Below are 21,038 nucleotides of genomic sequence, written 5' to 3'. Positions count from 1 at the left end.
CATTCTGGCTATTCTGTGCAATGCCGTCCAGCTTCGTCAGCCTTATAGTGAGACTCCCTCTCATTAAGGAACTCTGCCATGCGACTCGACAGTTCAGCATTTCCCGTGGTGAAGATCGTTTTTGATGCGCCGAATGAAGGCGGGTCGCAGGACAGCTTCGTGATGTTCGAAGGCCTGCTGGCACGTCAGCAATCTTTTGTGTTGCTGTATGAAAAAGCCTTGGACGAACTGAATCACGCGCACTCCTACGAAGAGCGCGAGCACGCCTCGCACTGGATGAAGACACACCGGCAGGCCCTGCGTGCGTATGTCAAAGGCATGATCCAGGTGGAGCCCTGCGCGGCCAAGCGCCGGGCACTCAAGCCGTTCGCCGCGACGTTTGGCAATGCCTGGGGTTATCCGCTGCTGATGGTGGCGTCCAATGACCAGGCGTGGGCGCTGGCGCGGGATGTGCTGGATGAGCAGGTGTCGGATGTGACGTATTTCTAAGCCATACACCGCCTCCCGCCAGTGGGACTGCCGAGCGCATTGAAGTATCCTCCGCGCCCCGCTTACCACTGATTCAAAGAACGATGACAGGACAAGACATGCAGGCGCTGTTGGAGTCGATTCTCGACGAAGTTCGTCCACTGATCGGCCTCGGCAACGTCGCCGACTACATTCCCGCGCTGGCCGACGTGCCCGCCGATCAACTGGGGATTGCCGTGTACGGCAACGACGGCGCAGCCTACTGCGCCGGAGATGCCGATACCCTGTTCTCGGTGCAGAGTATTTCCAAGGTGTTCAGCCTGGTGCAAGCCATCGACCACGGCGGCGAAACCATCTGGGAGCGCCTCGGCCACGAGCCCTCGGGGCAACCGTTCAACTCCCTGGTGCAGCTGGAATTCGAACGCGGCCGCCCGCGCAACCCCTTTATCAATGCCGGCGCGCTGGTGATCTGCGATATCAACCAGTCACGCTTTGCCGTGCCGATTCTGTCGATGCGCGACTTTGTGCGGCGCCTGTCGGGCAACCCGCAGATCCTGGTCAACAGCGTCGTCGCCGAATCGGAAGCGCAACACGGCGCGCGCAACGCGGCCATGGCCTACCTGATGAAGTCGTTCGGCAACTTCCATAACGACGTCGACGCGGTGCTCCACAGCTACTTCAACTACTGCGCGTTGCAGATGAGCTGCCTGGACCTGGCCAGGGCGTTCAGTTTCCTGGCCAACGAGGGGGTGAGTGCCCACAGCGGCGAGCAGATCCTGACTGCGCGCCAGACCAAGCAGGTCAACTCGATCATGGCCACCAGCGGGCTGTATGACGAGGCGGGGAACTTCGCCTATCGCGTGGGTTTGCCGGGCAAGAGCGGGGTCGGCGGCGGTATTGTCGCGGTGGTGCCGGGGCAGTTCACGGTGTGCGTGTGGTCGCCGGAGTTGAACGCGGCGGGGAATTCGCTGGCGGGGATCAAGGCGTTGGAACTGTTGAGTGAGCGGATTGGGTGGTCGGTGTTTTGAGGCCGCTCCCGTGTGTGCAGGAAGCATCACGAATCCAAATGTGGGAGGGGGCTTGCCCCCGATTACAGTGTGTCAGTCAATACAGCTGTGACTGATCTACCGCTATCGGTGGCAAGCCCCCTCCCACATTTTGGTTCGGTCTGCTATCGCCTGTCAGGCAATCGCATCCCAGGCCCGATCGCCGTGCTCGTCTTTGATCCGAGTCGGCAAGCCCATCACGTCCAGCGCTTTCAGGAACGGCTCAGCCGGCAGTTCCTCGACGTTGGCCATGCGCTTCACATCCCACTCACCACGCGCTACCAGTAGCGCAGCGGCGACCGGCGGCACGCCGGCGGTGTAGGAGATGCCCTGGCTGTCAGTCTCGGCGTAGGCTTCTTCATGATCGGCCACGTTGTAGATGAACACCTCGCGCGGCTGGCCGTCCTTGGTGCCTTTGACCAGGTCGCCGATGCAGGTCTTGCCGGTGTAGCCGGGGGCGAGCGAAGACGGGTCGGGCAGCACGGCCTTGACCACTTTCAACGGCACCACTTGCAGGCCTTCGGCGGTGGTGACCGGCTTTTCGGAGAGCAGGCCGAGGCTGTTCAGCACGGTGAACACGTTGATGTAATGCTCGCCGAAGCTCATCCAGAAACGCACGTTGGGCACGTCGAGGTTTTTCGACAGCGAGTGAACTTCATCGTGGCCGGTCAGGTACAGGTTCTGCGAACCGACCACAGGTAGGTCGTCGGTACGTTTGACTTCGAACATGGTGTTGCTGGTCCACTGGCTGTTCTGCCAGCTCCACACCTGTCCGGTGAATTCGCGGAAGTTGATTTCCGGGTCGAAATTGGTGGCGAAGTATTTGCCATGGGAGCCGGCATTGACGTCGAGAATGTCGATCGAATCAATGCGGTCGAAATGCTGTTGCTGCGCCAGCGCGGCATACGCGTTGACGACACCCGGGTCGAAGCCCACGCCAAGGATGGCGGTGATGTTCTTCTGTTTGCACTCTTCCAGGTGGTTCCATTCGTAGTTGCCGTACCACGGCGGGGTCTCGCAGATCTTGCCCGGCTCTTCGTGGATGGCGGTGTCGAGGTAAGCCACGCCGGTATCGATGCAGGCACGCAGCACCGACATGTTGAGGAAGGCGGAGCCGACGTTGATGACGATCTGCGATTGTGTCTCGCGGATCAGGGCCTTGGTCGCTTCCACGTCCAGGGCGTTCAGCGCGAAGGCTTGGATGTCGGCGGGTACTTTGAGGCTACCCTTGGCCTTGACGCTGTCGATGATGGCCTGGCATTTGGAGATGTTGCGCGACGCAATAGCAATACGACCGAGTTCGTCGTTGTGCTGCGCACACTTGTGGGCCACCACCTTGGCGACACCTCCTGCACCAATGATAAGAACGTTCTTTTTCAATTGCTTTATCTCTCCTTTATCCGCCAGCTTACGAAAGGCTGGACAGGTAGTCGTCGTAACCAAATTCACGAACCACCTCGACTGTACCGTCGAGTTGTTTCACTACGATGGACGGCATTTTCAGGCCGTTGAACCAGTTTTTCTTGACCATGGTGTAGCCCGCGGTGTCGATGAACGACAGCCGATCGCCGATGGCCAACGGACGATCAAATTGATACTCGCCGAAAATGTCCCCGGCCAGGCAGGATTTGCCGCACACCATGTAGGTGTGTTCACCCGTGCTCGGCGCCAGCTTGGCATTGAGGCGGTAGATCAGCAGGTCCAGCAGGTGGGCTTCGATGGAACTGTCGACCACGGCCAGGTGTTTGCCGTTGTACAGCGTGTCGAGCACGGTGACTTCCAGCGAGGCGCTGTTGGTGATCGCCGCTTCGCCGGGTTCCAGGTACACCTGCACGCCGTACTTCTCGGAGAACGCCTTCAAGCGCGCACAGAATGCGTCCACGGCATAGTCTTCACCGGTGAAATGGATGCCGCCGCCGAGGCTGACCCACTCGACCTTGTGCAGCAGCGCGCCGAAGCGTTCTTCGATGGTGCCGAGCATCTTGTCGAACAGGCTGAAGTCGTCGTTTTCGCAGTTGTTGTGGAACATGAAACCGGAGATCTGCTCGATCACGCCTTCGATCTTCACCGGGTCCCATTCGCCCAGGCGGCTGAACGGACGCGCCGGGTCGGCCAGCAGGTAATCCGAACTGCTCACCTGCGGGTTGACGCGCAGGCCGCGGGTCTTGCCTTCGCTACGTTCGGCAAAACGCTGCAGTTGGCTGATGGAGTTGAAGATGATCTTGTCGCAGTTTTCCAGCATCTCTTCGATTTCATCGTCGGCCCAGGCCACGCTGTAGGCGTGCGCCTCGCCTTGGAATTTCTGGCGACCAAGCTTCAATTCATACAGCGACGACGACGTGGTGCCGTCCATGTATTGCTGCATCAGGTCAAACACCGACCAGGTGGCAAAGCACTTGAGCGCCAGCAACGCTTTGGCGCCGGACTGTTCGCGCACGTAAGCAATCTTCTGCATGTTGACCAGAAGTTTCTGTTTATCGATGAGGTAGTACGGCGTTTTGATCATTTTTGAGAGCCTGCGGCGGTGCCTGCCAAAAAAGGACACGCATTGTGCCCGCACTTGGAGCAGATCGAAAGGTTAGCGGGCGGATTTTGCGCGTCGGGTTTCCAAGCATAGCCCCGGAATATGACTCTCCAACGGCATGCATCGACCCAATGTGGGAGGGGGCTTGCCCCCGATAGCGTTGTGTCAAACGCCCGATAGGCCAGCTGATCCACCGCCATCGGGGGCAAGCCCCCTCCCACATTCGAATCGCGGTGTGTCCAGGGCGCTGACATCAAACCGTCATCTGTCCACCACGTTCCTGCCACATTGCGCCGCTAATGTCCTCGCCAATGAGATCGATCTCAAGCGAGTGACCATGACTGATTTGAAAGACGTTGCACGGCTGGCCGGGGTCTCCCGTGCGACCGCTGCCCGCACCTTTGCCTCTCCCGACCAGGTACGCCCGGCGACCCGCGAACAGGTGTTCGCCGCTGCCCGTGAACTGGGTTTTCGGCCTAACTTGCTCGGCCGCCAACTGCGCCTGCAAACCACCAACCTGATCGGCGTGGTGGTGCCCAATCTGCTCAACCCGGTCTTCGCCGAGCAATTGCAGGCCATGGAGCGAGCGGCCCGTTTGCGCGGCTACAGCCTGTTGCTGGCAACCACCGACTACAGCAGCGAGCGCGAAAGCATTGTGGTGGAAGAGTTGCTGCGCCAGCGCGTCGACGGTCTGGTGCTGACGGTGACGGATGCCGAAAGCAACAGCGTGCTACACAGCCTGGCTACCGAGCAGACGCCGTTCGTGCTCGCCTACCACCAACCCAGCAACCCCGACTACAGCGCGGTGTCCGTCGACAACCGCGCCGGTATGGCCCAGGCAACGCGCTATTTGCTCGAAGCGGGGCACCGGCGCATCAGCATGGTCGCCGGCCCCGCGTTGCAGTCCGACCGCGCACGCCTGCGTTACGCCGGTTATTGCGATGGGATGAAAGAGCATGGCCTCCAACCCCGCCCGGTGATCGAAATGCCGGCCCATACCCAGGCCGAATTCGCCGCCATCGCTCCGTTTCTCAACGGCCCTGATGCCCCGACCGCGCTGGTGTGTTCCAACGACTTCCTGGCGATCAGCCTGATCGCCGAGCTGCGCCGCAACGCCTGGAACGTACCCGAGCAACTGTCAGTGATGGGTTTCGACGGCATCGCCCTCGGCACCCAGATGCACCCGACGCTGTGCAGCGTGGTGCAGCCCATCGCCTTGCTTGCCAGCACCGTGATTGACCAGTTGCTGGCGCAGATCGCCGGCAACGCCCCGATTTCCCATTGCCTGCCTTGCCATATCCGGCCGGGTGAAAGCACTCAACCCCATGAGGAGACCCTTGATGCGCGTATTCAGTAAAACCCTGGCCGCCGTGCTGCTGTGCGGCATGGCCAGCCTGGCCCAGGCCGCCGACACGGCGATTTGCTACAACTGCCCGCCGGACTGGGCCGACTGGGGCACCCAGCTCAAGGCCATCGCCGCCAGCACTGGCGTGCAGGTGCCGCTGGACAACAAGAACTCCGGCCAGTCCCTGGCGCAGTTGGTGGCGGAGAAAGCCGCTCCGGTGGCCGACGTGGTGTATTACGGCGTGACCTTCGGCCTGCAGGCGCAAAAGGCCGAGGTGGTCGATGGCTACAAACCCAAAGGCTGGGAGCAGATTCCCGCCGGCTTGAAAGACCCGACCGGCCACTGGTTCGCGATCCACTCCGGCACCTTGGGCATCATGGTCAACGTCGATGCGCTGGGTGGCTTGCCGGTGCCGCAAAGCTGGGCCGACCTGCTCAAGCCTGAATACAAAGGCATGGTCGGCTACCTCGACCCGTCCAGCGCTTTCGTCGGCTACGTGTCGGCGGTGGCAATCAACCGCGCCCTGGGCGGCGACCTGGACAACTTCGCCCCGGCCATCGACTACTTCCAGAAACTGGCGAAAAATGCCCCCATCGTGCCCAAGCAAACCGCCTATGCGCGGGTGTTGTCCGGTGAGTTGCCGATCCTGGTGGACTACGACTTCAACGCCTACCGCGCACGCTACAAAGACAACGCCAACGTCGCGTTCGTGATTCCCCAGGAAGGCAGCATCAGCGTGCCCTACGTGATGAGCCTGGTGGCCAACGCACCGCACCGCGCCAATGGCGAAAAAGTGCTGGATTTCGTGCTGTCCGATGCCGGCCAGGCGCTGTGGGCGAAGGCTTACCTGCGCCCGATACGCCCGGTGCAGATGCCGGCCGAAGTCGCCGCGCAGTTCCTGCCCGACAGCGATTACGCCCGCGCCGGCGTGGTGGACTACCAGAAAATGGCCGCCGTGCAGGAAGCCTTTGCCGCTCGTTACCTGAACGAGGTCAAGTAAGTGGCCGCATCGGCAAGACATACCGCCTGGGCCCTGGCCCCGGCCTTTGCGGTGCTGCTCGCGTTCTGGCTGTTGCCGCTGGCGCACCTGATGGTGCTCGGCGCCGAGAGCCGCGACAGCAACGGCAGCGGTTACTGGCAGGTCCTCAGCAGCGCGCAGTATCTAGGCAGCCTGGCGCAAACCTGTGCGCTTGCGGTGTTCGTCACTCTCGTGGCGTTACTGATCGGCGGCATCAGCGGTGTATTCCTGGCGCGCCAGCAGTTTTTCGGGCGTTCGGCGCTGGTTGCGTTGCTGACGTTTCCGTTGGCATTCCCGGGTGTCGTGGTGGGCTTTTTGGTGATCCTGTTGGCCGGGCGCCAGGGCCTGCTGGCGTCCCTGGGCCTGCAGTTGGCCGGTGAGCGCTGGATCTTCGCTTACTCGCTGGCCGGGTTGTTTATCGGCTATCTGTACTTCTCGATCCCGCGGGTGATCCTCACGGTGATGGCCGCGTGCGAAAGCCTCGACCGCAGCCTGGAAGAAGCCGCGCACTCGTTGGGCGCAGGGCATTGGCGCGTGGTGTGCGATGTGATCGTGCCGGGCCTGGCGCCGGCGTTGGCGTCCTGCGGGGCGATCTGCTTTGCCACGTCCATGGGCGCCTTCGGTACCGCGTTCACCTTGGGCACCCGGCTGAACGTGACCCCGGTGGCGATCTACAACGTGTTCACCAACTACGCCAACTTTGCCGTCGCCGCGGCGCTTTCCGTGGTGTTGGGCGCGCTGACCTGGGCAGTGTTGCTGCTCACCCGGCGCTGGGTGAAAAACGCGGGGACTGTCCTGTGAAGCGCTCATCGCTGTTCGTGATGCAACTGCTGTTTACCCTGCTGGTGTGCGCCTTCATGTTGGTGCCGGTGTTGATGTCGTTGCTGGCCGGGCTCACGCGCAATTTCTTTGTGGGCCTGTCCAGTGGCTTGACCTTCGATTGGTTGATTCAGGTCTGGCAGGCCTATTCGCCGACGGTGTGGTTGTCGCTGCAACTGGCCCTGGCCTGCGCGGTGTGCGTCTGCGTGATCGGCGTGCCGGCGGCCTACGCCCTGGTGTGCATGAACAATCGCTTCAGTCGCGCCTTCGAGGAACTGATGGTGCTGCCGGTGGCGATGCCGGGGCTGGCCAGCGCGTTGGCCTTACTCTTGACCTACGGCCAGTTCGGCGCGTTTCGCAGCAGTTGGCTGTTCATTTTGGTCGGCCATGTGCTGTTCACCTTGCCGTTCCTGGTGCGCCCGGTGATGGCGGTGATGCAACGCCAGCAACTGCCGGTGCTGGAGGAGGCGGCGGCGAGCCTGGGGGCAGGTCCGATCAAGCGCTTTTTCAGCGTGGTGGTGCCCAACTGCCGGGCAGGGATTCTCGCGGGTGTGCTGATGGTGGTCACCTTGTCGCTGGGTGAATTCAACCTGACCTGGATGCTGCATACGCCCATGACCAAGACCCTGCCGGTGGGCCTGGCCGACAGCTACGCCTCGGCGCGCCTGGAAATCGCCAGCGCCTACACCCTTATCTTTTTGCTGATGATCGTGCCGCTGCTGATTGCGTTGCAGGCCATCAGTGCCCGTCTGTCCCGTGGAGAGCGTCGATGACCGCTATCACTATCCGCCTGCAAGGTTGCCGCAAGGCGTTCGCCGACGGCACCGTCGCCGTGCATGACTTGGACCTGACCGTCGAAGGCGGCGAAACCCTGGCCATCCTCGGCCCGTCCGGTTGCGGCAAAACCACGACGTTACGCTTGATCGCCGGCCTGGAGCGCCCGGATGTGGGCCAGGTGTTCTTCGGCGACCAGGAGGTCACGCGCCTGCCCATCGAGCGTCGCGATGTGGGCATGGTGTTCCAGAACTATGCGCTGTTTCCCAACCTGGATGTGGCCGGGAATATCGTCTATGGCCTGAAGATTCGCGGCGTGTCGCCAGCGGAGCGCAACAAGCGCTGCGAGGAACTGCTGGAACTGGTCGGTTTGCAACACCACGGCAAGCGCAGCATTCATGAACTGTCGGGTGGGCAACGCCAGCGCGTGGCCTTGGCCCGTGCGTTGGCGCCGCGCCCCAAGGTGCTGTTGCTGGACGAACCCCTGGCCGCCCTCGATGCACAATTGCGTGAGCGCCTGCGCAGTGAGTTGAATCAACTGTTGCGCGGCCTCGGTATCACCTCGGTGTTTGTCACCCACGACCAGGGCGAAGCCATGGCCCTGGGGGATCGCATCCTGGTGATGGAACACGGCCGCGTCGCGCAACTGGCCAGCCCGCGGGACATCTACCAGAAACCGGCCAACGCCTTCGTCGCAGGCTTTGTCGGCAACCTGAATGCCTTCCAGGTCATTGAGCCGTCGCCCCATGGTTTGAAAGTCTGCGGCGGCGAATTGCCGTGGCATGCAGCGCAGTTGCCCGGCACCGTGTATTGCCGCCCCGAACACTTGCGGGTGATGGAACACGAAGGGCATCTGCACGGCCATCTGCTGGCGCAGTTTTTCCAGGGCGCGCAAAGCCGCCTGCTGGTGGATGTGGGCGGCCCGCAACCGTTGCTGGTCGACAGCAGCGACAACCAGCTGTACGCCGTCGGCGCGCCGATTGCCTTGGCCATCGCGCCGCACATGTTGTTCACCCTGAATGCGTGAGAGTTGCCTTGTGAACCGTCCGTTTCTTGTTGCACAGATCAGCGATCTGCACCTTAAAGCCGGCCAGCGCCTGACTTACGGCGTGGTCGACACCTTGGGCGCGCTGCGCCGTGCCGTCGACCATCTGAACGCCAGCCACCCACGCCCCGATATCGTGGTGATCAGCGGCGACCTAGTGGACTTCGGCCGCGCCGATGAATACGCCGTGCTGCACCCTGAACTGGCGCGCCTGCACATGCCTTGCTACCTGGTGCCCGGCAACCATGACACGCGCGGGCCGTTGCTGGATGCGTTCCGCGATCACACCTACTTGCCGAGTTCGGCGGCGGGCCCGTTGGATTGGGTGGTCGACGCCCACCCCCTGCGCCTGATCGGCCTCGATTCCACCATCCCCGGCGGCCATGGCGGCCAACTGCTGGACAGCCAGTTGCAGTGGCTCGACCAACAGTTGGCACTGCGTCCGCAAGCGCCGACCGTGCTGATCCTGCATCACCCGCCGTTTATCAGCGGCATCGGCCATATGGACCGCGAGCGCTTTATCAATGCCGCCGCCCTCGAAACCGTCGTGGCGCGCCACCCGCAGGTGGAACGCTTGCTGTGCGGGCATTTGCACCGGTCGATGCAGCGGCGTTTCGGCGGCAGTTTGAGCTGTGTATGCCCTGGCACGTCCCATCAGATCGTGCTGGACCTGCAAGACGCCGCGCCGGCGCATTTCAACCTGGAACCGGCGGGTTACTTGTTGCATCGCTGGGATGCGCAACAAGGGTTGGTCAGCCACAACGGCGTATTCGGGGACTACCCGGGGCCATATCCGTTTTATGACGCTCATGGATTGATTGACTGAGGTTTTACGGAGGTTCACTTCACCCAACCAAGTAACTGAACGTTAGTTAACGCAACGGCCAACTCACGTGTGGCCGTGTGCTTCCTGCTGTCCATTTTTAGCGCCCGGAACTTGGATTCCGCGCCGGAGTTCGTCCTGATGAAAGCTACTTTGAATGTATTAAGCCTATTGACCGGCAGCCTGGGCATCGCCCTGAGCCCCCTGGCGTCGGCCGATTTCTTGAGCGACAGCAAAGCCAACTTGAGCATGCGCAACTTCTACTTCAACAACGACAACCGTGACGGCAGCGCCGCACCGTCGAAGACTGAAGAGTGGGGCCAGGCGTTCATACTCAATTACCAATCGGGTTTCACCGACGGCACCGTCGGCTTTGGCCTGGACGCGGTCGGCATGCTTGGCATGACCCTCGACAGCAGCGCTGGGCGCCATGTGGGCAGCTCGATGATCCCTACCGACGACGGCAAGGCCGTGGACAACTGGGCTCGCGGCGGCGCCACCGCCAAGGCACGCTTCGCCAAGACTGAAGCGCGCTACGGCTACCTGCGCCCGAACCTGCCGATTCTGGTGAGCAACGATGGCCGCCTGTTGCCGCAATCGTTCGAAGGCGGGCAGGTCACCAGCAAAGACATCGACAACCTGACCCTGATCGGCGGTCAGCTTCAACACACCACCGGGCGCGGCTCCAGCGACCGCAGCGGCCTGGCGGCGGCGGGCGGCACCCAGGAAAGCAATAAATTCACCTACGCCGGTGCCGACTACCAACTGACCAAGGACCTGATGGTCCAGTACTACTACGCCAACCTCGAAGACTATTACCAACAACACTTTGCCGGCTTGATTCATGTATTGCCGCTGGGCGACTACGGTTCGTTGAAAACCGACCTGCGTTACTTCAAGACCACCTCCGACGGCAAAAACAGCAGCGCCGCCGGGCGCGCCGAAGGCTACAAGTTCAGCGGCTATACCAAAAACGGCAGCGGTGAAATCGACAACAACACCTGGAGTGCGGCCTTCATCTACTCCCTGGGGTCCCACGCGATTACCGCCGGTTACCAGCAAGTGTCCGATGACAGCAACTTTGCCCAACTCAACCAGGGCGGCCTGGTGAACAAAGGGGAGGGCGGCTCCAGCCTGTACCTCTACACCGACCGGACGGTGCAAACCTTTATCCAGGCCGGCGAACGCACGGCCTTTGCGCAGTACGCCTATGACTTCGCGGCGTTGGGCGTGCCGGGCTTGAAGGCGTCGATGATGTATTTGAAAGGCGACCATATCCTCACCGCCAGCGGGAACAACGCCAGCGAGTGGGAACGGGATATCTCGTTGGATTATGTGGTGCAGAGCGGCACCTTCAAGAACGTCGGGTTCGGCTGGCGCAACGGTATGTCGCGCAGTGAGGTCGCGCGGGACCAGGATCAGAATCGGCTGTTCGTGAGTTATTCGATTCCATTGATGTAACAGCCTGTAGGAGCGAGCTTGCTCGCGAAGAACGCCAACGATCATGCGGGCTGCCTGACGGTACGCGGCGCACTTGGGTTCTTCGCGAGCAAGCTCGCTCCTACAAGGGTCAGGTGTTCAGGCGACGTGAGCGCAGTATTAACATGAGTAGATCTTGTGATCATCAGGAATAAAATGAGTTTGTCTCACTATCGTCATCTGCCGACAATGGCTGCCATTACTACCTACAGTGGAGTTGTAAGTCATGGCAGTCGCTCATTCCCTCGGATTTCCGCGCATTGGACGCGATCGTGAACTGAAAAAAGCGCAGGAAGCGTTTTGGAAGGGCGAACTCGACGAAGCCGGCCTGCACGCTGTCGGCCGCGATTTACGCAAGGCACATTGGGCCCTGCAAAAACAGGCTGGCATCGAGCTGTTGCCCGTCGGCGATTTTGCCTGGTACGACCAGGTACTCACCCATTCGCTGATGTTCGGTGTGATCCCTGAGCGTTTCCGCCCGGCCGATGGCAAAGCCACCTTGCAAACCTTGTTCGGCATGGCGCGTGGCGTCAGTGACAATTGCTGCGGCGGGGCGCACGCCCAGGAAATGACCAAATGGTTCGACACCAATTACCATTACCTGGTGCCTGAGTTCAGCGTCGACCAGCACTTCCACCTCGGCTGGGACCAGCTCTTCGACGAGGTCAAGGAGGCGCTTGACCTGGGGCACACCGTCAAACCCGTGGTGATCGGCCCGCTGACCTACCTGTGGCTGGGCAAGGCCAAGGGCGGCGATTTCGACAAACTCGAGCTGCTCGACCGCCTGCTGCCCCTGTACGGCCAGATCTTCCAGCGCTTGGCTGACCTGGGCGTGGAGTGGGTGCAGATCGACGAGCCGATTCTGGTACTCGACCTGCCTCAAGCCTGGAAAAACGCCTTCGAGCGTGCCTACAACCTGATCCAGCGTGACCCGCTGAAAAAGCTGGTCGCGACTTACTTCGGTGGCCTGGAAGAAAACCTCGGCCTGGCCGCCAACCTGCCGGTGGATGGCCTGCACATCGACCTGGTGCGCGCACCGGAGCAGTACCCGACCATTCTCGACCGCCTGCCGGCCTATAAGGTGTTGTCCCTTGGGGTCGTCAACGGGCGTAACGTCTGGCGTTGCGACCTGGACAATGCCCTGGCCACTTTGCGGCACGCCCATGAAAAATTGGGCGATCGCCTGTGGGTGGCGCCGTCCTGCTCGTTGTTACACAGCCCGGTCGACTTGGGCCGTGAAGACCAGCTCGATAACGAGTTGAAAAGCTGGCTGGCGTTCGCCGTCCAGAAGTGCGCCGAAGTGGCCGTGCTGGCCCAGGCCGTCGACCAGCCCGACGCGCCGAACGTGCTTGCCGCGCTCGCCGAAAGCCGCGCCGTACAGGCGGCCCGTGCCGCATCGCCGCGCATTCATAAACCGGCGGTGCAAGCCCGCGTGGCGGCGATCACCGCTCAGGACAGCCAGCGCCAGTCGCCGTTTGCCCAGCGCATCGAGACACAACGCGCCGGTCTCAAGTTGCCGCTGTTTCCGACCACCACCATCGGTTCGTTCCCACAAACCGCGTCGATCCGCCTGGCGCGTCAGTCCTACAAACAAGGCAAGTTGAGCGAAGCCGAATACGTCGAGGCGATGCACAGCGAGATTCGTCACGCCGTTGAGGTGCAGGAAAACCTCGGCCTGGACGTATTGGTGCATGGTGAAGCCGAGCGCAATGACATGGTCGAGTACTTCGCCGAGCAATTGGACGGCTACGCCTTCACCCGCTTCGGCTGGGTGCAGAGCTACGGTTCACGCTGTGTGAAACCGGCGGTGATTTTCGGCGACCTGAGCCGCCCGCAGGCGATGACCGTGGCGTGGATCCGCTACGCCCAAGGCCTCACCCGCAAGGTGATGAAAGGCATGCTGACCGGCCCGGTGACCATGCTGATGTGGTCCTTCCCGCGTGAAGACGTGAGGCGTGAAGTGCAGGCGCGTCAACTCGCCCTGGCGATCCGTGACGAAGTGGTCGACCTGGAAGCCGCCGGCATCCAGATCGTGCAGATCGATGAAGCCGCGTTCCGTGAAGGCTTGCCGTTGCGCCAGGCGCAGTGGCAGCACTACCTGGACTGGGCCACCGAAGTGTTCCGCCTGTGCGCCTGCGGCGTGCGTGACGAAACCCAGATTCATACGCACATGTGCTACAGCGAGTTCAACGATGTGATCGAGTCCATCGCGGCGATGGATGCCGACGTGATCACCATCGAAACCTCGCGCTCGGACATGGAACTGCTGGACGCGTTCGAAGCTTTCGCCTACCCGAACGACATCGGCCCGGGCGTCTATGACATCCACTCGCCACGGGTGCCGGACGCCTCGGAAATGGCCAACCTGTTGCGCAAGGCCGCCAAACGCATTCCGGCAGAACGCTTGTGGGTGAACCCCGACTGCGGCTTGAAAACGCGCGGCTGGCCGGAGACGGAAGCGGCCCTGATCCATATGGTCGCGGCGGCGCGGCAACTGCGCGCCGAACTGGCGTAACACGGCCCGACAAGGTGAGAGGGCGCTTGCGCCCTTTCACCGCAGGCGCAGTGACAGGTCACAGGTATTTAAGCCACGCCACATCCCGCCGCCGCGCCTTCAGCCCGGCAAACCAGCGCACCGGCCAATACAGCGCCATCGGCAAGAGCAGCGCGACCAGCCATACCGCGCCGACACTGTCGAAGCCGAAGTAGGCGCCATGGTTGAGGCCCAACAGCGCCACGCACGCGACATAGAGCATCTTCAGCACATACAGGTGCAACAGATAAAAGAACATCGGGGCTGCGCCGAATACCGCGAGCACGCCGATCCAGCGCCGCTGCCCCACGCGTTCAAGCGCCAGCAGCAATAACAGGCCAATGCCCAGCGTCAACGCGAGGAACAGCAGCGACGGCGGATACTTGGTGACATTGAAAAAGCTCATCAACGTCAGCACGCCGCTGTCATACGCGTGCCACGGCTGCTCGCCATAGCCATTGGCCGCCCGCAACACCACGAATCCCAGCAATGCACCGAGCCCCGCCCGCAACAGGTAACGCTGGCGCAGGGCCGGCGCCATGGCCGTGGCAAACCATGGGCCCAGGCCGTAACCCAGCGCGATCACACCGATCCATGGCAACACCGGGTACGTGATGCGCAATCGCAGGTGATCGGACACCTCGATCCAACTACGCTCATGCAGGAGCGCCCACACAGTCTGCAGCGCTGTCCCTGGAGCGAAGTGCAGCGCGTCCAGCAGGTTATGCCCGGCCATGATCACCAGTGCCAAGCTGATCAGCAGCGGGCGCGGCAACCACAGCAGCGCGGCGAGGGCGATCATGCTCAGGCCAATCGCCCAGATCACCTGCAGGTAGATGACGCTGGGCGGCAGTTGGAAGGTCCAGGCAAAGTTGACCAGGCTGAACTCCAGCACGATCAAGAACAGCCCGCGCTTGAACAGAAAGGCCGACACATCGCCACGGCCCTGGTATTTTTGCCCGTACAACCAGGCGGACAGCCCGGTGAGCAACACAAACACCGGCGCACACAGGTGGGCGAGGGTACGGCTGATAAACAGCGCGGGCTCGGTGCTGTCGAGGCTCATCGGGTCGCTGACCTGACGGTGCAGCAGGAAGGTTTCGCGCACGTGGTCCAGCAGCATGAACAGGATCACCAGGCCGCGCAGGGCGTCGATGGAAAGCAGGCGTTGGCGCAGGGGAGCAGCGTCGGTCATGGGCGTGGATCACAAGGGCAGGATGGAAAACGAATGTTATCCTATAACGTATGCGCGCGCCGCTGCGCGAAGTCATCGAGAGCGAACAGGTTCGCGCCTGGCATCGGGAGAGGCTGATCATGAGCAAGCCACACAACGACACCCCGCACACCGTCGTCGATTTCTGGACGCAGGCCGGCCCCAAGCGTTGGTTCGCCAAGGACGCCGCGTTCGACGCGGCGTTTCGCGACACCTTCAACGCAACTCATCTGCAAGCGGCGCGGCGTGAGCTGGAGGGCTGGCTGGACTCGGCGCAAGGTGCGCTGGCCTTGCTGATCCTGCTCGATCAGTACCCGCGCAACGCGTTTCGCGGCACGGCGCATATGTTTGCCACGGACCCGTTGGCGCGCCTGTATGCGCGGCGCATGGTGGACGCCGGGCTGGATCAATTGGTCGAACCGGCATTGCGTGCGTTTTGCTATCTGCCGTTTGAACATTCCGAAGACGCGCAAGACCAGCAACGCTCCCTGCTCCTCAACCAGCAGTTGGATGCCAACACTTACCGTTGGGCCAAGGAACACGCGCGGATCATCGAACGTTTCGGGCGCTTTCCCCACCGCAATGAGGTGCTGGCCAGGACGACCACGGAGGCGGAACGGGCCTTTCTGGAGCAGGGCGGGTTTGCCGGTTGAGGCGCTATTCCGCCGGGGAATGCCCCCATAAAAACTGCGCATTGTCTTTATTGCCGCCGATCTCGTAGCGTGGGGTTTCACTCAAGGAGATCCACCATGAACCAAGCTGCGCTGCGCCTCTACGTTGATTCGCTGTTCACCAGCCCCTACGCGATGTCGGTGTTCGTCACCCTGCGCGAAAAAGGCCTGGCGTTCGACACCGTGCCCCTCGACCTCGACGCCGCGCAACACCAGACGGCGGGCTTTGCCCAACTGTCCATGACCCAACGCGTGCCGACGCTGGTGGACGGTGATTTCTCCCTGTCGGAGTCCTCGGCGATCAGCGAATACCTCGACGAGGCCTACCCCGGAACGGCGGTGTACCCGGCCGATCCGAAGCAGCGGGCGCGGGCGCGGCAGGTCCAGGCGTGGTTGCGCAGCGATTTGCTGCCGATTCGCCAGGAGCGTTCGACGTTGGTGGTGTTCTATGGGCAGAAGATGCCGCCGTTGTCACCATTGGCCGAAGCTGCCGCCCATCGCTTGATCGGTGCGGCGCAGGTGCTGTTGGCGGGGAATCCGGCGTACTTGTTCGGGGAGTGGTCAATTGCCGATGTGGACCTGGCGGTGATGCTCAACCGCCTGATCCTCAACGGCGACCCTGTGCCGGCCGACTTGGTGAGCTATGCGCAGCGCCAATGGCAGCGGCCATCGGTGCAGGAATGGGTCAATCTGCCAAGGCCCGCGCTTTAGGCCATTCCTGCGCGACGCGTCGGTCCAGCTCTTCCCAGTCCGCCATGCCCAGCACGCGGGTGGTGTTCAAACCGCGCAGGTAACCGAGCAATTGCTGGGCGATGGCGTAGGCCTGGTCCGGGTCGGCGGCCTCGTCCAGCAGCACGTCTTCATAGACAACCAGGTAATCGGCGACCCGATCGCGAAAATCCGGCAATACGGCTTCGCGGATGCGGTCGAAGGTTTTCTGGTGGGGTTTCATAGCGTGGTCCTTATAGATTTTATGTAAGCACTATTGATTCAGATAATAGTCAGCATCAAAGATTGCAAGTTCTGTTTTTTCCACAAAGGCGGAAAATCTCCCCATCGAGACGCAGTTCAAGGAAATCGCGCGATGAGGACGTTTATTCAACTGGCTTTAATGACCCTGATGATGAGCACTGTGGTCATGATCAACCCGGTAATCGCCGATGAACTGCGTACAGGCCATTTGCTGTCACTCGGCGGTAGCGTAGACTCGCTGCGGCACGAGCAGTCAGTGGGGGTGCTGTACAGCGAAAATACGGTCGACAACCTCAGCTACCTTGAACGCTACCACGCCACAGCCTTGAATGGCGCCAGAGATGCCCTTGATGGGCGCATCCGTGCGGCGTTCGTCAACAGTTCCGACCCGGAGTTGGCGATTGACTGGTTGATGAATTCGTTGCAAGGCACGTTTTTGTCGGTGACCGTTTACGACACGCTGGATGCGCTCGTGCAGGCTCACCCCGATGTGGTAGTGATGCTCGACACCCATAACCAACTGTTGACCCCGCGTAACGACCTGGTCGAGGCGCATTTTATCGCGCGCTTCTATGACGCGGACCTGCAGTACATCGCCAAGGCCGAAGGCTCGGTGCAGAAGCAGGTGCCGTCGGTGTGGGCGCATGACAAGGCGGCCCCGGAGATTGCCGCGCAGATCGAGCAGCAGCGCGATGTACAGCTCGATGCCTTGAAACAATTTGATGCGTCGCTCAAGGCATTAGTCCGAGCGGGTTGATGTGAACTTTTCCTTTTATATATTCAGGATTTCTATGCGCTCTTTTTTTGCCCCGGCCCTGGCTGTCGCTTCTTTGTTACTGGCCGGTTGTGTTTCCGCTCCGAATGCGCCGACATTGACCCTGCAAACCGCCAAGACCCCCGAAGGTTATATGCAATGCGTGTTGCCCAAGCTTGAAAAACACAACCTCACCTCGACCGTGACGCAGAACTCGCGCCACGCCAAGGTGGTGTTGACCAGCAAGGTTGCCGCCGATGATGTACTGGAGGCCTACAAGAGCCAGGACGGCACCAAGGTGTTCCTGTATGAGCGCAAGCCGCTCGCGTCGACCATCACGCCGTCGCGCCTGGAATTGACGGCGCAAGAGTGCAAGTAACCGCAAGCCACCCATAACTCGGTGGGCACGAGGGTTGGCTCAAGGGGTTGCTTCGTGGCTGAAGCTGTCGACAACCTTGACCAACCCTTGAGCCGCCAACGCCACCAACTCAGCGCCTTTCTCCACGGTCGCCAGGGCCGGGTCCGAGCCCATGCGCCCGTCGGGGAAGCGCGCGCGGAAGTCCAACGCTTCACGGATCGGCCCGGTGTTGGCGATCTGCGGCGAATAATCGGCAGACTTGATCGACTCCGGATAAGCCCATTGCGTCACGGCAATTTCCGACGGCGTGGCATGGCTGCCGTGGCCGACCGGGAACTGCCGGTGAGCCAGCTCGTTGACGCCGTCCAGATCCCACCAGTTCACCAGTTTCAGCGCAAACCCGGCCGGTTGGCGGGCGAAGCTGGCGGCGGCATACAGCTCGGAAAACGCCGCTTCGATCGTGGCGATGTTGCCGCCATGGCCATTGAGAAACAGGATCTTCTCGAAACCATGCCCGGCCAGCGAACGCACCCAGTCGCCAATCGCGGCAATAAAGGTGGAAGGGCGCAGTGAAATGGTGCCGGGAAAACCCAGGTGGTGCTGGGCCATGCCGATATTGAAGGTCGGGCCGATCAGGATGTCTGCGTGTAGCTGCGCTTGGTGGGCGATGATTTCCGGGCACATCCAGTCGGTGCCCAGCAGGCCGGTGGGGCCGTGTTGCTCATTCGAGCCGATCGGGATCACCACCGTGCGGCTGCGCTCCAGAAACTGCCCGATCTCGATCCAGGTGGACTTATGTAGAAGCATGCGACGCTCTCTTTATCGGTGGGGACAGGCTAACCGCCACGGATTGTACGACTACTCGCCACCTGTTGGGGTTTGCAGTTGAGGTAGGTCGAAGACTTCAACCAGCGCTGGTCCGGGTACCACGAGAACATGAACTGCCCATCCTTGAGTTTGTCCACCACCTGGCGCGCCACCTGCGGACGCACCGCCGGGCAGCCCTGGCTGCGGCCGATACGGCCTTCGCGCTTGCTCCACAACGGGTTGACGTAGTCGGCGGCGTGAATCACCAGGGCACGGTCGCGCGCCTGATCATTGAAGCCCGGCTCCAGGCCGTCCATGCGCAACGAATAGCCATGGGTGCCCAGGTAACTTTCCTGGGTACGGAACAGGCCCAGGCTGGACTGGTGGCTGCCTTCACGATTGGAGAACTGGGTGGCGAAGTTTTCCCCGGACTTGGCCCCGTGGGCCACCAGGTCGCGCAGCACCAGGGTCTTTTTGCGTAAATCGAAAATCCATAGCCGACGAGCGGTCGAAGGCTGGGAATAGTCAATCACGGCCAGGCGCTCGGAACGCTCTTCACCATTATTGACCGCGCACTGCACCGCGTTCAGCGCGCTTTTGAGTACAGTGGGATTGAGTTCTGGAGCCGAGCGCGCCAGGCTGCTATACAAGGAAACAGGGTTGCCGTCGGCGGCGAGCACAACGGTGCTCAGCGTAGCCACGGTCAAGGTCATCAGGCCGAGGCGGCACATAAAAGTCAGCATCTACAGTACATCCCCCACTGTGGATTGGAGCAAAGCTATTGTTCAAAAAACACGCATGTTACTTGAGCATTTGCTTGCTCGTTGCACCGCTGGTCGCTACAGCCGACGAAGTACCGATGGGCACGTTACCGGTGATTCCAGCCAGCCCGGTCCAACAGGCCCTCGCGCAGTTGCCCAGCGTGTGCCCCAGCCTTGCGTCGCGCATCGACGCGGCGACATTGGCGCGTCTGCAGGCGTTCTATCGGCAGCAGGGCGATGTGCCGCTGTGGGTCGCCGAACGCCGCCAGGCACTGCAAGCGCAGTTGCTGATGCTGGCCGACGACGGCCTGGACCCCACCCACTATAGCCTGCCCCCGGCGAACGCCACGGACAACGTGCTGTGCAGCGATATCGGCAGCAGCGAACAGTACCTGCAAGCCCTGCAGGATTTGCATTACGGGCGCCTGCAGCAATCGCGCTTCGAACCGCTGTGGCATTTCCAGCCGCCCACCCGCGACCTGGATACCGAGGTGCTGGCCTTCGCCGCCACCGGGCTGCACGACATGGCGCAAGCCTTCGACCAGGCCCGGCCCAGCGCGGATTTATACCGCAGCCTGCGCAACGTCTATTCCACGCTGCGTAAGCAGCCATTACCGCATTGGGACGCGGTCGCCGGCGGGCCGCTGTTGCGCCCCGGCATGGAAGACCCGCGCGTGCCGGAACTGGCGCGGCGCCTCTACCGCGGCGGTTACCTCGCCAGCGAACCCAAGGACAACGGCAAGCAGTACCGCGACGAACTGGTCAAGGCGGTCAAGGCCTTCCAGGTCGGTCACTCATTGCAATCCGACGGCGTGATCGGCGCCGGCACCGTGGCCGAACTCAACATCAGCCCGGCGGTGCGCCGCGAGCAGTTGCGCATCAACCTGGAGCGCTTCCGCTGGCTGAGCCAGGACCTGGAGCCCGAAGGCGTGGTGGTCAACGTCGCCGCCGCGCAATTGAGTGTCTATCAGAGTGGCATCCCGGTGTGGCAAACCCGCTTGCAGGTCGGCCGCGCCGAACGCCAGACACCGCTGCTCAAATCACGCATCAACCGGTTGACCCTCAACCCGACCTGGACCGTGCCGCCCACCATCATGCGCGAGGACAAACTCCCGGCCATCCGCCTCAACCCCGAATACCTGCGCCAGCAGAACCTGCAAGTGCTCGATCCCGAAGGGCGCCCGCTGGCCCCCGAACACATCGACTGGACCCGCCCCGGCAACATCCTGCTGCGCCAGGAAGCCGGCCCGCGCAACCCGCTGGGCAAGATCGTGCTGCGTTTCCCCAACCCGTACTCGGTGTACCTGCACGACACGCCCAGCCAACCGCTGTTCACCAAAGGCCCGCGTGCGTTCAGCTCGGGTTGCGTGCGGGTCGAACAACCGTTGCTGCTGCGCGACCTGCTGGTGAGCCCGGCGGAGCGCGTTCGCACCGATGAATTGCTGGCCACCGGCGTGACCCATGAATTCCGCCTGGCGACGCCGGTGCCGGTGTTGCTCGGGTACTGGACCGTGGAAGTGGATCGCCAGGGCGAGTTGGTGTATGCGCCCGATATCTACGGGCGTGACCCCGTGTTGATGAAAGCCATGGGGAGCGTGCTCTGATTTGTCACCGCCCACAGCACACGC

At 61.9% G+C, this 21,038-nt stretch carries 21 protein-coding genes; 15 read left to right on the top strand and 6 right to left on the bottom strand.

Features of this window, described 5'->3' with window-relative positions; translation table 11 throughout:
- The first annotated feature begins 78 nt into the window (after positions 1-78).
- Together TU80_RS13445 and glsB are read left to right on the top strand one after the other, a co-directional pair.
- Entirely contained in the window at positions 79-489 is a 411-nt protein-coding gene (locus TU80_RS13445) for a hypothetical protein (protein WP_017846536.1), read from the top strand.
- 98 nt (positions 490-587) lie between these two features.
- The gene (gene glsB / locus TU80_RS13440; protein WP_017846535.1) at positions 588-1,496 is read left to right on the top strand and encodes a glutaminase B; all 909 of its coding nucleotides are present in this window, start codon (positions 588-590) and stop codon (positions 1,494-1,496) included.
- Positions 1,497-1,649: 153 nt separating this feature from the next.
- Here glsB and TU80_RS13435 read toward each other — a convergent pair whose 3' ends face one another.
- Both TU80_RS13435 and TU80_RS13430 read right to left on the bottom strand, forming a co-directional pair.
- Complete coding sequence (locus TU80_RS13435; protein ID WP_017846534.1) at positions 1,650-2,894, bottom strand: saccharopine dehydrogenase family protein; 1,245 nt, start codon at positions 2,892-2,894, stop codon at positions 1,650-1,652.
- A gap of 28 nt (positions 2,895-2,922) precedes the next feature.
- Entirely contained in the window at positions 2,923-4,020 is a 1,098-nt protein-coding gene (locus TU80_RS13430; protein WP_017846533.1) for a carboxynorspermidine decarboxylase, read from the bottom strand.
- 355 nt (positions 4,021-4,375) lie between these two features.
- On the opposite strand from TU80_RS13430, the gene TU80_RS13425 reads away from it, so the two are divergent.
- From TU80_RS13425 to metE, 8 genes are all read left to right on the top strand, one after another.
- Positions 4,376-5,395 (top strand): LacI family DNA-binding transcriptional regulator, encoded by a 1,020-nt coding sequence (locus TU80_RS13425; RefSeq protein WP_046383687.1) that lies wholly within the window; start codon positions 4,376-4,378, stop codon positions 5,393-5,395.
- On the top strand, positions 5,379-6,383 hold the full coding sequence (locus TU80_RS13420; RefSeq protein WP_017846531.1) for an ABC transporter substrate-binding protein: 1,005 nt from the start codon (positions 5,379-5,381) through the stop codon (positions 6,381-6,383). Before TU80_RS13425 ends, TU80_RS13420 begins: the two co-directional genes overlap by 17 nt.
- Positions 6,384-7,202 carry an ABC transporter permease gene (locus tag TU80_RS13415; protein WP_017846530.1) on the top strand — a complete coding sequence of 273 codons (819 nt, stop codon included), beginning with the start codon at positions 6,384-6,386 and terminating at the stop codon, positions 7,200-7,202.
- A complete protein-coding gene (locus TU80_RS13410) occupies positions 7,199-7,993 on the top strand; it encodes an ABC transporter permease (RefSeq protein WP_017846529.1) in 795 nt (264 codons plus the stop codon). The genes TU80_RS13415 and TU80_RS13410 overlap by 4 nt, the downstream gene beginning before the upstream one ends.
- A complete protein-coding gene (locus TU80_RS13405; RefSeq protein WP_057004682.1) occupies positions 7,990-9,021 on the top strand; it encodes an ABC transporter ATP-binding protein in 1,032 nt (343 codons plus the stop codon). Before TU80_RS13410 ends, TU80_RS13405 begins: the two co-directional genes overlap by 4 nt.
- Positions 9,022-9,031: 10 nt before the next feature.
- Positions 9,032-9,865, top strand: a complete 834-nt coding sequence (locus TU80_RS13400; RefSeq protein WP_046383685.1) for a phosphodiesterase — start codon at positions 9,032-9,034, stop codon at positions 9,863-9,865.
- 138 nt (positions 9,866-10,003) lie between these two features.
- Complete coding sequence (locus TU80_RS13395; RefSeq protein ID WP_046383684.1) at positions 10,004-11,323, top strand: OprD family porin; 1,320 nt, start codon at positions 10,004-10,006, stop codon at positions 11,321-11,323.
- Between the two features lie 244 nt (positions 11,324-11,567).
- A complete protein-coding gene (metE, locus tag TU80_RS13390; protein WP_057004681.1) occupies positions 11,568-13,856 on the top strand; it encodes a 5-methyltetrahydropteroyltriglutamate--homocysteine S-methyltransferase in 2,289 nt (762 codons plus the stop codon).
- Between the two features lie 58 nt (positions 13,857-13,914).
- On the opposite strand, the gene TU80_RS13385 is transcribed toward metE, so the two are convergent.
- Positions 13,915-15,069, bottom strand: coding sequence for an acetyltransferase domain-containing protein (locus TU80_RS13385; protein WP_057004680.1), 1,155 nt, complete (start codon positions 15,067-15,069; stop codon positions 13,915-13,917).
- A gap of 119 nt (positions 15,070-15,188) precedes the next feature.
- Between TU80_RS13385 and TU80_RS13380 the strand changes: the two genes are divergently transcribed.
- Entirely contained in the window at positions 15,189-15,740 is a 552-nt protein-coding gene (locus TU80_RS13380; RefSeq protein ID WP_057004705.1) for a DUF924 family protein, read from the top strand.
- A 96-nt stretch (positions 15,741-15,836) separates the two neighbouring features.
- On the top strand, positions 15,837-16,469 hold the full coding sequence (yfcF, locus tag TU80_RS13375) for a glutathione transferase (RefSeq protein ID WP_017846522.1): 633 nt from the start codon (positions 15,837-15,839) through the stop codon (positions 16,467-16,469).
- Here yfcF and TU80_RS13370 read toward each other — a convergent pair.
- The gene (locus TU80_RS13370) at positions 16,444-16,710 is read right to left on the bottom strand and encodes a hypothetical protein (protein ID WP_017846521.1); all 267 of its coding nucleotides are present in this window, start codon (positions 16,708-16,710) and stop codon (positions 16,444-16,446) included. The genes yfcF and TU80_RS13370 overlap by 26 nt on opposite strands.
- A 132-nt stretch (positions 16,711-16,842) precedes the next feature.
- On the opposite strand from TU80_RS13370, the gene TU80_RS13365 reads away from it, so the two are divergent.
- Complete coding sequence (locus TU80_RS13365) at positions 16,843-17,487, top strand: hypothetical protein (protein ID WP_057004679.1); 645 nt, start codon at positions 16,843-16,845, stop codon at positions 17,485-17,487.
- A gap of 34 nt (positions 17,488-17,521) precedes the next feature.
- The gene (locus tag TU80_RS13360; RefSeq protein WP_057004678.1) at positions 17,522-17,863 is read left to right on the top strand and encodes a hypothetical protein; all 342 of its coding nucleotides are present in this window, start codon (positions 17,522-17,524) and stop codon (positions 17,861-17,863) included.
- Between the two features lie 39 nt (positions 17,864-17,902).
- Here TU80_RS13360 and TU80_RS13355 read toward each other — a convergent pair whose 3' ends face one another.
- Positions 17,903-18,649 carry a creatininase family protein gene (locus TU80_RS13355; protein ID WP_057004677.1) on the bottom strand — a complete coding sequence of 249 codons (747 nt, stop codon included), beginning with the start codon at positions 18,647-18,649 and terminating at the stop codon, positions 17,903-17,905.
- A 29-nt stretch (positions 18,650-18,678) separates the two neighbouring features.
- Positions 18,679-19,392, bottom strand: coding sequence for a murein L,D-transpeptidase catalytic domain family protein (locus TU80_RS13350; RefSeq protein WP_017846517.1), 714 nt, complete (start codon positions 19,390-19,392; stop codon positions 18,679-18,681).
- Positions 19,393-19,430: 38 nt separating this feature from the next.
- Here TU80_RS13350 and TU80_RS13345 point away from each other — a divergent pair, with 38 nt between their 5' ends.
- Complete coding sequence (locus TU80_RS13345) at positions 19,431-21,014, top strand: L,D-transpeptidase family protein (protein ID WP_057004676.1); 1,584 nt, start codon at positions 19,431-19,433, stop codon at positions 21,012-21,014.
- Positions 21,015-21,038 lie beyond the last annotated feature (24 nt).

The organism is Pseudomonas veronii, from assembly GCF_001439695.1.
GTDB classification, from domain to species: domain Bacteria; phylum Pseudomonadota; class Gammaproteobacteria; order Pseudomonadales; family Pseudomonadaceae; genus Aquipseudomonas; species Aquipseudomonas veronii.
Note: the sequence above shows the minus strand (reverse complement) of the source record. Positions and strands in the feature narration are given on the sequence as shown.